This is a genomic window from Rathayibacter sp. VKM Ac-2856, from assembly GCF_013205055.1.
Classification (GTDB): domain Bacteria; phylum Actinomycetota; class Actinomycetes; order Actinomycetales; family Microbacteriaceae; genus Rathayibacter.
Genome location: NZ_JABMLF010000002.1, coordinates 609418 through 620077, shown reverse-complemented (window position 1 = coordinate 620077; position 10660 = coordinate 609418). Strand labels below are relative to the sequence as shown.

The following is a 10660-nucleotide window of genomic DNA, read 5'->3' as shown; positions in this document are numbered from 1 at the left end:
CGGCGGCGGCGGCCGAGGAGGACGCCGAGCGCGCCGAGCAGACCGAGGATCCCGGCCGCGGGCAGCGCGGACGCCGCGTCGACGCCGGTCTGGGCCAGGCGTGCAGCGGAGGCGTCCTTCGTCGCCCGCGTGCCCGCGACCCCGTGCCCGGTCGCGGCGGAGCCGCTGGTGCCGGAGCTGCTGGCGCTGGTGCCGCTGGCGCTGGCGATGCTCGTGCCCGAGCCGCTGGTACCCGCGCCGATCGCGCCCGAGCCGGTCGTGCCGGTGGTGCTCGTGCCGGTGCTGCGTGCGTCGGCCGGGCCTGCGCCCGTCGCGGAGGTGCCCGCGATCGTGGTGCCCACGGCCGCGATCGCCGCGCTGCCCGCACCGCTGGAGGCGGTGGTCGTCGGGCGGGTGCCGGTGACGGTCGTGCCGGAGCCGGCCCCGGTCGTCCCGGCCTCAGTGGTGCTGGTGTCGGTGCTGGTGCCGGTCGTGCCCGCAGCGGAGGTACCGGTACCGGTGGTGCCGCTGGTGCCCGTGCCGGTGGTGCCGGTCCCGCCGGTGCCGGACCCAGTGGTGCCGGTGCCGGTCGTCCCGGTCGTGCCTGTGCCAGTGGTGCCGGTACCGATGCCGGTCGTGCCGGTGGTTCCGGTCCCGGCCTCAGGGGTGCCGGTGCCGGTTGTACCGGTCGTGCCTGTGCCAGCGGTGCCGGTGCCGGTCGTGCCTGTGCCAGCGGTGCCGGTGGTGCCGGTGCCGGTCGTGCTCGTGCCGGTTGTGCCGGCAGCGGTCGCGGTCCCAGTGGGGCTCGTCGTCGGGGTGGTGGTCGACGTCGGAGCGGTCTTGGGGAGGGGGAGGTCGCCGGTGACGCGGAGGGTGCGTGATCCGGTGGGGGAGGAGATGTCGTATCGGCTGCGGTAGGTGATGTGTCCGGCGTCGAGGTCGGCTTGGGTGAGGGTGGTTGCGGGGAGGTTGTCTTCGACTTCGGCGCTGGCGCCGGGGGCGATGCGGACGAGGGTCTGGAAGACGGTGACGGTGTCGGGGGTGTCGTTGTGCAGGGTGATCGTCCAGGTCACGGGGGTGCCGACGTGGGGCTTCTCGCCGGGTGCGAGGTCGAGCGTTCCCCCGACTGTCGAGGTCACGCCCGTGGTGGCAGCAGCGCTCGCGGTTCCCGTGGGGGTCTGCGTGGGTGCCGTGGTCGGGGTCGTGGTCGACGTCGTGGTGGTCGGCGTGGTTTCGGGGAAGCGGAAGTCGCCGGTGACGCGGAGGGTGCGTTGTCCGGTGGGGGAGGAGATGTCGTATCGGCTGCGGTAGGTGATGTGTCCGGCGTCGAGGTCGGCCTGGGTGAGGGTGGTTGCGGGGAGGTTGTCTTCGACTTCGGCGCTGGCGCCGGGGGCGATGCGGACGAGGGTCTGGAAGACGGTGACGGTGTCGGGGGTGTCGTTGTGCAGGGTGATCGTCCAGGTCACGGGGGTGCCGACGTGGGGCTTCTCGCCGGGTGCGAGGTCGAGCGTTCCCCCGACTGTCGAGGTCACGCCCGTGGTGGCAGCAGCGCTCGCGGGCGGAGTGGGCTGCTGCTGCGGGGTCGACACCGTTGACTCTGTGGCGGCGGCGGGCTCGTTCGTGGTCGCGGAAGTCGACGTGCTGGCGGACGAGGTGCTGGGAGCTGCTGAGGCGGTCGCGGTCGAGGCGGCGTCCGCCTCGGGAGCCGGAGTGAGCGCGGCGTCGGGGCTCGACGGCGCCGACGTGCTGGCGGACGAGGCGCTGGGAGCTGCGGAAGCGGTCGTGATCGAGGCGGGCTCCGCCTCCGGAGCCGGAGTGGTCGCGGTGTCGGGGCCCGACGGCGCCGACGTGTTCGCCGCGGCCGCGGCAATCGGGGCGGTGGCGGAGGCCTCGGCGGCGGCAGTCGGGGCGGTGGCGGAGGTCTCAGCGGCGGGCGCGCTGCCCTCGTCGGCGTGGGCGACGGCTGCGGTGGAGCCGAGCAGGCACGCGCTCAAAGCGAGGGAGGCGGCGATGTTCACCGTGGTTCCGGGAAAGCGACGAGAGGTGGCGGAATCAGGGCGGCGCGGGGTCAAGAGGTCTCCTAGGCGGTGGTCGATCAATACTTCGAGTGAAGCTCGAGTACTTTCACACGCTGCAACGAGACGCGCACTTCTCTGGCGCAAACGAGCTAGTCCGGCGCTGCGAGGGGCTTGATGGCACGCATTGACCTGTCTGTTCTCGCAGAAGGTCGGCGGTTCCTTGGGGGCCGAGGACGGCCCGAGCCCGTCCGGCTGGGCGGGCTCAGACCGTCCTTGATCGCGGATCGGTCAGTCGACTCTGCAGGTGCGGCTGACGCACGATGGGCTGGCGGCCGCGAGCCGCTGGACGCGACGACGGAGGGCGCGGGGTGTGATGCCCCGCGCCCTCCGTCGTCGTCTGCGCTCGCCTCGTTCCCGAGGGGAGCGGCCAGGTCAGTCGGCCGTGCGGTTCCGGCGGCGGCGGCGGCCGAGGAGGACGCCGAGCGCGCCGAGCAGACCGAGGATCCCGGCCGCGGGCAGCGCGGACGCCGCGTCGACGCCGGTCTGGGCCAGGCGTGCGGAGGACGCGTCCTTCGTCGCCCGCGGGCCCGCGACCCCGTGCCCGGTCGCGGCGGAGCCGCTGGTGCCGGAGCTGCTGGCGCCCGAGCCGTTCGTGCCGGTGGTGCTCGTGCCGGTGCTGCGCGCGTCGGCCGGGCCTGTGCCCGTCGCGGAGGGGCCCGCGATCGTGGTGCCCACCGCCGTGATGCCGGCGCTGCCCGCACCGCTGGAGGCGGTGGTCGTCGGGCGGGTGCCGGTGACCGTCGTGCCGGAGCCGGCCCCGGTGGTGCCTGACCCGGTGGTGCCAGTGACGGTGTCCCCTGACCCGGTGGTGCCCGAGCCCGTGGTGCCCGGCCCGGTGGTGCCGGACCCGGTGGTGCCGGACCCGGTGGTGCCGGACCCGGCCGCGCCGGTGGTGCCGGTGGTCCCTGACCCGCTGGTGCCCGTGCCGGTGGTGCCGGTGCCGGTGGTGCCGGATCCGGTGGTCCCGGTGCCGCTGGTGCCTGTGCCGGTGGTCCCGGATCCGGTGGTGCCCGACTCGGTGGTGCCCGACCCGGTGGTGCCCGACCCGGTGGTGCCGGATCCGCTGGTGCCCGAGCCGGTGGTCCCGGTGCCGGTGGTGCCGGATCCGGTAGTGCCCGAGCCGGTGGTGCCCGTGCCGGTGGTGCCGGATCCGGTGGTGCCGGACCCGGTGGTGCCGGACCCGGTGGTGCCCGAGCCGGTGGTGCCGGATCCGCTGGTGCCCGAGCCGGCGGTGCCGGATCCGGTAGTGCCCGAGCCGGTGGTGCCCGTGCCGGTGGTCCCGGTGCCGGTGGTGCCGGATCCGGTGGTGCCCGAGCCGGTGGTGCCCGACCCGGGGGTGCCTGTGCCGGCGGTCCCGGCTCCGGTTGCGCCGGTGGTGCCCGACCCGGGGGCGACCGGTGCGTCCTTCGGGAGCAGGAGCTCGCCCTGCACGGTGACGAGCACGTCGCCGCTCGGTGTCTGGGCGCCCCAGGAGCTCGAGTAGGCGATGCGGCCGGCATCGAGATCGGCCTGGGTCACTGTCCGTCGGCCTGAGACGTCCACGGCGCGGCGGCTCTCACCGGGCGCGAGAACGATCGGAGTCCCGTAGAAGGTGGCCGTGGCCGTGGTCTGGTTCTGGAAGGTGATGATCCACTTCACCGGCGTGCCGACGACCGGTTTCTCGCCCGGCTTCAGATCGAGCTTTCCCTCCACGGTCCCGAAGAGCCCGGTGGCCGCCGGAGTGGAGGTCGGCGGGGTGATCCCGGTGCCCGGGCCGGTGCCACTTCCTGCGGTACCGGCGCCGGTGCCCGTCGTACCGGTGCCCGTCGTACCGGTGCCCGTGGTACCCGTGCCGGTCGTTCCGGGGGCTCCGGTCCCGTTCGCGCCAGGTCCCGTGCCCGTGGTGCTCGGCGCGCTGGTGCCGGTGGTGTCCGGTGTGCCGACAGATGAGGGGATCGCGAGCTTCCCGGCGTTCAGCACCTTGAGGGGACCCCGACTGGTCTCCGCGGTCACCTCGGCGACGACGTGGGTCCAGCCGCTGGTGAGGTCGTCCTGCGTGACCGTGGTCTCGAGGTGCAGCTCGGCGGTCGAGCCGGCGCCGAGGACGGCGACCTTCTCGCTGACGTTGCCGCCGTTGCTGCCGACCTGCACGGCGGAGAGGTTCAGCGCGTCGACGCCTGCGGTGTTGGTGACCGTGGAAGTCCAGCGGACCTTCGTGCCGGCCGTCACCTTCTCGCCGGGCTTCAGTACGAACTCGCCGCGGAATCGCCAGGCCGCGTCGGCCACGTCGGGAGTGCCTGTGGCTGCAGTGCCGGGGGTTCCGGTGCCGGTGGTGCCCGACCCGGTGGTGCCCGACCCGGTGGTGCTGGTGCCGGTGGTGCTGGTGCCGGTGGTGCCGGGCGCGGTGGTGCTGGTGCTGGTGGTGCCGGGCGCGGTGGTGCTGGTGCTGGTGGTGCCGGGCGCGGTGGTGCTGGTGCCGGTGGTGCCGGGCGCGGTGGTGCTGGTGCTGGTGGTGCCGGACCCGGCGGTGCTGGTGCCGGTGGTGCCGGGCGCGGTGGTGCTGGTGCCGGTGGTGCCGGACCCGGCGGTGCCGGTGCTGGTGGTGCCGGACCCGGTGGTGCCGGACCCGGTGGTGCCGGTGCTGGTGGTGCCCGACCCGGTGGTGCCGGACCCGGTGGTGCCGGTGCTGGTGGTGCCCGACCCGGGGGTACCTGACCCCGTGGTGCCTGACCCGGCGGTGCCTGACCCAGTGGTGCCAGTGCCGGTGGTGCTGGTGGTGCCGGACTCGCTGGTGCCGGTGGTGCCGGTGGTGCCGGACCCTCCTGCTCCGGTGGTGCCGGTGCCGCCCGAAGGGGCGCTCTTCGGGAGGGGGACCGCGACGACGACGGGGTCGGAGGTGTAGGCGGTGCCGCGGGGTGTGCGGGCCGTGACGGTGCCGGTGCGGCGGAACTCGCCGGTGCTCACGTCCCACTGCTGGACCTTGCTCAGGGTGACGCGGGAGGCGCTCTCATTCGGCGCCAGGGTGAACGGGGGGATGTCGGCGACGGTGATGTCGGAGAGGGTGACGTCTCCGCGGTTCACGACGGTGAAGGTCGTGTCGACGGCGCCGCCGACCATCGACAGTCCCGGTCCGAACCGGGGCACGCTGGCGGACGTGACCTCCAGGCGCGGGTTCTCGGCGGGGATCGCGAGTCGGGGGGCGGTCCGGACGGTGACGAGTCGGCCCTCGGTCATCGTCGCGGTGACGGAGATCCCGGTCTGCCCGCTCCTGAGGTCGTCCGCGGTGACCGTGGATTCGAGATGCAGCACGGCGGTTCCGCCCGAGGGGAGACGCGAGATCTTCTCGCTGGTGCTCCCGGGCTCGCCGGGTGCGGCGTTCGTGCGGACGGCGGAGAGGTCGAGGATGTCGCCGGCGCCGTTGTTGGTGACCGTCGAGGTCCACTTCACCTTCGTGCCGGCTGTGACCGTCTCCCCGGGCTTGAGCACGAACTCGCCGCGGAACAGCCACGGCGGATCGGTCGTGCCGCTGGTCGGCGTACCGGTGGTGGGTGCACCGGTGCTGCCGGAGGTCGGCGTGCCGGTGGCGGCTCCGGTGGTACCCGTGGTGGGCGTGCCGGTGGCACCGGTGGCGGGAGTGCCGGTGGCGGGAGTGCCGGTGGCGGGTGTGCCGGTGGTGCCGGTAGTTGGTGTGCCGGTGGTGCCGGTGGCGGGCGTGCCGGTGGTGCCGGAAGTCGGCGTGCCGGTCGATGACGTGCCGGTGCCGGCCTGTCCAGTCGGGGTGGCGGTGGGTGCCGGCTTCGGGATCGCCAGCGCGATGGTGACGGGGGTGGAGCGGTGCTCCGCGCCCCGGGGGGTCTTCGCCGTGGCGGAGGCGTCCTCGCGGCGGTACTCGCCGGCGTCCAGGTCCGCCTGGGTGATCGTGTCCGAGATGCGCTGCACGCTGACCTCGCCGGGCGCGAGGTCGATCGGTGCGATGCCGACATGCCGGACGTCTCTCAGTGTGACGTCGCCGCGGTTGGTCAGGGTGACGGTCGCGTCGACCACGGTGCCGACGGCGACCGGAGCGCCGGGGGCGAGCTTGAACGACGGGGCGTAGGCCACCTCCAGGCCCGGGTGCTCGGCAGGGATCGGAAGCGTCAGCGAGACCGGGTCGGAGGTGTAGAGGACGCCGTTGGGTGCGCGGCCGGTGAGGGTCCCGCCGGAGCGGCTGTAGGAGCCGAAGACCAGGTCCAGCTCGGTGACCGTGCTCGTCACGCGATGAACGGACGATTCACCCGGTGCGAGGCGGTACGGCGGGATACCCACCTCACGGATGTCCTCGAGAGGGACGGCGCCGGTGTTGGTCACGGTGAAGGTGGTCTCGACGGTGGTGCCGATGACGATGGGCTCGCCCACAGCGAGCCGGAACGCGGGGACGGCGGTCACCGTCAACCGGGCGCCCTGGGTGTCCGGGGGGAAGGGCAGCTCGCCGCTGACGTCGACGACGGTGGTCGCTCCGCCGGTGGTGCGCACGCCCCAGGCGCCGTTGTACCGCACTGCGCCCGCGGCGGCCTCCTCCGCCGAGAGCGCGTGGATCCGAGTGACGTCCTCGACGGTGCCGGTCTGATCGGGAAGAAGGGTGAGAGCGGTCTCGTCCACGGTGATGGGCTCTGTCGAGTTGTTGGTGAACGTGAGCGTCCAGCTCACCTGGGTGCCCTCGGTCGGCTTCTCACCCGGCCCCAGCAGGAGTCTTCCTGTCGCTGTCCCGCTCGCGAGGGCGACCCCCGGTGCACCCTTCGGGCCGGCGGTGGGGCGCGGCGCGCTCTCTGCGGCGTGGGTGATCGTCGCGGGCGAGCAGAGGAGGCCGGCGCTCAGGACGACGGCTGCCGCGACGGTGAGGGAGATGCTGCGGGAGTGGCGGGCACTCCCTGCGTCCGGGCGGCGTGGGGTCATGAAGAGCTCCTTGAAGAGGGGGGTGAGCGTCGTGGTTCGCAGGGGAATACAGAGATGGTCTCGCCTCGAGAGCTGATGTTGCTCATGCATGGCGCGGATCGAGAGTTCTGGCGGTCTCGGGCGAGTGAGGCAGGCGGGTGGGACGCGGCGAAGCGCCGGTGGCGTCGGGTCGAGTCGACGCCACCGGCGCTGGGACGGGCGGCGGGTGTCAGTCCGCGGTGCGGTTGCGTCGACGGCGGCCGAGCAGCACGCCGAGTGCGCCGAGGGCCGCGAGGATCCCGGCGGCGGGCAGCAGGCCGGATGCGTCGGATCCGGTGTCCGCGAGGCGGCGCTTCGACGTCTCTGCCGCGGACGAGCTCGTCGTGGTCGAGACTGACGAGCCCGCCGCGGTCGAGCCTGTCGAGCCGGTCGCACCCGCCGTGGCTGAAGCGGCGGGGACGACCGTGCCCGGGGTGCCCGGCATGACCGGCGGTGCCGTCGGCGTGGGCCCCGGAGGGGTCGGTTCCGTCGGAGTCGGAGTCGGTGCCGGGAACGGGAGGTCGAGTCTCCCGGTGACGTCGACGCCGATGTACTCGACCGCCTCGGTGAAGCCGCCCGCGAAGGTCGTGAGGACGGCGGCGCGACCGTCGAGCTCGCTCTGCCCGATGGTCGTGCTCAGCGTCTGCTCACTGGTCTGCTCAGGCTGGAGGTCGCCCTCGTCCTCCTCCGCTCCCTCGACGCCGACGTCGTAGAGTTCGACGTCCCCCGTGTTGGTGACGGTGACGGTCCACTTCACCCGGGTCCCGACGGTCGGCGTCTCGCCGGGCGCGAGGACGAGCTCGCCGCGCGCGGTCGCCGTCAGCGAGGGGGCTTCGACGGGTGCCGGTGCGGGGAGGTAGAGACGGCTGTACAGCGGTGCGGTGGTTATCCTGCCGCCAGGTGTCGTAGCGGGAACGAACACACTGAGGACGGCGTAGCCCTCTCGGAGTTCTTCCTGCAAGAGGGAAGTCGAATCGGTCACCTCGCGGGTCTGGCCGGGTTCCAGAGGGTCGCTGGGCAGGGCCTCCCCCCACTCGGCGACGTGGTCGAGGGGGACGCTGCCGGTGTTCGTGACCGTGATGATCCACTTCACCTCGGTGCCGACCTTCGGCGTCTCGCCGGGCGCGAGGACGAGCTCGCCGCGCGCGGTGGCGGTGAGCTGGGCGCCGGTGGCGGTCGCGCTCGCGGGCGGCGTCGGGGGGACCGTCGGCGCCACGGCGGCATGAGCCGCCGACGTGGAGCAGAGGAGGCCCGCGGTCAGGGCGAGAGAGGCGGCGACGGTGAAGGGGATGCGGGCGCCGCGGCGCGGGCGCGGTGACTCGTGAGGTCGGTGCATGGAGGCTCCTCGAGAACGGTGGGAAGGCGAGACGACGAATGCTCGCATCCGTCTGGATCGGCCGTCGAACGTCTGGCAGGGACGAGACGATCTGGCGCTGATAGAGCACTCCGGCGCGGCGCGGTCGACCGGCGCGGGCCGTGTCCCCGGGCGGTGCTCGGCACTCCGGAGGAAGCGCAGCGCCGGTCGTGGACCGTCGGTCGGGTCGACGGGAGCCGACTCCATCGCTGATCGGCCGGTGGGCCGGTGAGCTGGATCGGCAGGCGAACTGGATCGGTCAGCGACCTGTTCGGGCGGTCGTCGGGCGGTTGCGGTGGCGGCCGAGGAGCATGCCGAGCGCACCGAGGGCGGTGAGGATCCCGGCGGCGGGCAGAGCGGTCGCCGCGTCGTACCCGGTCGAGGCGAGGCGATGCCGCGCCGTCTCCGTCGCGGCCGAGACCTTCGCGGGCGAGCCGGTCGAGCCGGTCGAGCCCGTCTGGCCCGCAGGCGCGACGACGGCCGAAGCGCCGGGGGACGGGGCGGATGCCGGGGTGACCGGAACCGGTGACGGGGTGGGCGACGGAGGCGTCGGGGACGGTGCCGGTGTCGTCGGGGTCGTCGCGGGCGTGGTCGGAGTCGGAGCAGGTGAGGTCGGAGTCGGTGTCGGAGACCCGGTCGGAGTCGGTCTCGAGGTCGGAGACCCGGTCGGGGTCGGGGTCGGGCTCTTGGTCGGGGTCTTGGTCGGCGTCGGCGTCGGTGTCGGTGTCGGTCGGGGAATGTCGAGGCGGCCGCGGACGCGCGCGTAGACCGAGACGCCGTCGGGTGTCCTCGCGCCGGCGACCTCGTCGAGAACGGCGAAGCCCTCCGTGAGCTGCTTCTGGGTGAGGGTCTTCGACGAGACCGGCTCGAGGGTCTGGCCGGGGTCCAGATGGACGCCGGGTCCGACGAGCGTCCGGGCGACGTCGTCGAGCGGGACGTCACCGGTGTTCGCGACGGTGACGGTCCACTTCACCTGGGTGCCGACCCTCGGCTCCTCGCCGGGCGCGAGGACGAGCTCGCCGCGCGCGGCCCCGCTGAAGGCGGCGGCCCTGACGGTGACGCTCGTGGAGGGCGTCGCGGAGGGCGTGGTGGAAGCCGGCGGCGTCGCGGCGGCGTGGGCGGCCGACGTGGTCCCCAGGAGCCCGACGGTCAGTGCGAGGGCGGCGGCGGCGGCGGCGGTGACCGGGGTGCCGGCGCCGTGGCGCGGGCGGAGGGAGTCGGGACGACGGCGCACGGGGGCTCCTCGGACGTGGGTGGGAAGGAGAGACGACGAATGCTCGCATCGCGCCGTATCGGCCGTCGAACTTCTGGCACAGGAGAGAGGGTCTGGCGCCCGGAGCGCACGTCGGCACGAGCCGTCGGAGCGTGCGACGACCACCCGGAGCAGAGGGTCGCCCTCTCGAGAGAGCTGATGTTCCTCATTCGTGGCGCGGATCGAGAGGTGTGGCGTTCTGAGGCGGAGGGGGTGGGACACGGCGAAGCGCCGGTGGCGTCGGGTCGAGTCGACGCCACCGGCGCTGGGACGGTCGGCGGGTGTCAGTCCGCGGTGCGGTTGCGTCGACGGCGGCCGAGCAGCACGCCGAGCGCGCCCAGGGCCGCGAGGAGCCCGGCGCCGGGCAGCGCGCCCGCCGCATCGGAGCCGGTGTCGGCGAGCCGTCGCCCGGAGGTCGCCGCGGCAGCGGAGCCCCCGGTGCTCGAGCCCGCTGAGCGGGATGCTGCGGCGGCCGGCGTGGCAGGGGCCGCGGGCGCGGTGGCCGGAGACGCGGTGGGGGTGCCCGGGGTGGGGGTGCCCGGCGTGGGGGTCGGGGTCGCAGGAGCGGGTGCGGCGGTGGCCGGGGTGAGCGCCGTCGCGGGGATGGGCAGGGCGAGCCTGCCGGTGAGATCGATGCTGATGAACGCTCCCTCCTCGGTGTCGCCGCTCGCGAACGTCGAGAGGACGGCGGTGTGCTCGTCCAGCTCGCGCTGTCCGAGGGTCGTGGTCACCGACACGGAGGCGGTCTCTCCGGGAGAGAGGTCGACCTCGTCGCTCAGGTCACTGAGGGAGACGTCGTAGAGGGGGGCGTCGCCGATGTTCGTGAGCGTCGCCGTCCACAGCACCTCTGTTCCGACCTGCGCCTTCCCGCCCGGCGCGAGGAGGAGTCTCCCGCTCAGCGCGCCGGCAAGGCCGGGGCTCTCGAGTGTGGTGGGACCTGGCGTGGAGGTGGCGGTCGCTGTAGGAGTCTGCGTCGGCCCGGTTGCAGGGGTCGAGGTGGGTGCGCCGGTCGGTGCGCCGGTCGGTGCGCCTGTCGCAGTCGAGGTGGGTGTGCCTGTCGGGGTGGCG

Annotated in this window: 5 protein-coding genes; all 5 read right to left on the bottom strand. The window is 74.0% G+C overall.

Going from position 1 to position 10660, the window contains the following annotated elements; genetic code table 11:
- On the bottom strand, nucleotides 1-1997 hold a 1997-nt coding region (locus HQQ82_RS20335), incomplete at its 3' end, for an LPXTG cell wall anchor domain-containing protein (RefSeq protein ID WP_173232815.1).
- A 432-nt stretch (nucleotides 1998-2429) separates the two neighbouring features.
- Nucleotides 2430-6968 (bottom strand): hypothetical protein, encoded by a 4539-nt coding sequence (locus HQQ82_RS09770; protein WP_173232814.1) that lies wholly within the window; start codon nucleotides 6966-6968, stop codon nucleotides 2430-2432.
- A gap of 208 nt (nucleotides 6969-7176) precedes the next feature.
- A complete protein-coding gene (locus HQQ82_RS09765; RefSeq protein ID WP_173232813.1) occupies nucleotides 7177-8322 on the bottom strand; it encodes an LPXTG cell wall anchor domain-containing protein in 1146 nt (381 codons plus the stop codon).
- Nucleotides 8323-8599: 277 nt separating this feature from the next.
- Nucleotides 8600-9574 carry a hypothetical protein gene (locus HQQ82_RS19540; protein WP_216848436.1) on the bottom strand — a complete coding sequence of 325 codons (975 nt, stop codon included), beginning with the start codon at nucleotides 9572-9574 and terminating at the stop codon, nucleotides 8600-8602.
- 302 nt (nucleotides 9575-9876) lie between these two features.
- The gene (locus tag HQQ82_RS09755) at nucleotides 9877-10437 is read right to left on the bottom strand and encodes an LPXTG cell wall anchor domain-containing protein (RefSeq protein ID WP_173232812.1); all 561 of its coding nucleotides are present in this window, start codon (nucleotides 10435-10437) and stop codon (nucleotides 9877-9879) included.
- Nucleotides 10438-10660: the final 223 nt, after the last annotated feature.